General features: G+C 41.2%; 1 protein-coding gene and 1 pseudogene. Both read right to left on the bottom strand.

Translation table 11 applies throughout. The annotated features are described in order from the left end of the window. Nucleotides 1–194, bottom strand: a pseudogene (locus ACQR30_RS01595) (phage portal protein); the annotation flags it as partial. After that, nucleotides 160–565: terminase small subunit (locus ACQR30_RS01590; protein ID WP_429730304.1), on the bottom strand; the 406-nt coding region annotated here is incomplete at its 5' end. The gene ACQR30_RS01590 and the pseudogene ACQR30_RS01595, both read right to left, overlap by 35 nt.

Genomic DNA, 565 nt, shown 5'->3' with positions numbered 1-565 from the left:
GTCTTTTTCAGATTAACCAATTCTGACCGTCCGATTAACCAGCGGGTACCCGGATATTTCAATGAACTTTTTAATATCCAAAAACAGCCTAAAACACTTTTTCCACCTCCAGCAGCACCACCATAAAGAACTTCTTGGGTGCTATTGTCCTGGAGGAAGTCAATCGCCCGGGTCTGCTTTATGGACAGTTTCATAAGTCTTTTCTTCGATAAACTTTATTGTCATTTCACCAGAATTTTCCACGTCCTTCTTATCGGCCAGTCCCAAATCCCGGGCGATAATATTTTGATTAAGGAAGCCAGCAGCGGCCCCTGTGAATTTTTGATTATAGATTATATCATATATGCGCGCAAGGGTTGGCCAAAAATCTTTATATGATTCATCGCTTCTATAATGTCGTAACCTGTGAATGCCGAGATATAATTCCAAACCCTCCCAGGTAAAAGGCCGCATTTTCGGCTTTTCCACTTTAGTAGCATCTTTGCCCACGAAATCAATTTCGATAAGAGGATTTTGTTCGCACCAGCTGAAATATTCGCAGGCGGATTTATACAATAATTCTGGA

This window comes from Arachidicoccus sp. (genome assembly GCF_050436765.1).
Taxonomy (GTDB): Bacteria; Bacteroidota; Bacteroidia; order Chitinophagales; family Chitinophagaceae; genus Arachidicoccus.
The sequence above is the reverse complement of the archived record's forward strand: the minus strand, read 5'-3'. Positions and strand labels throughout refer to the sequence as shown.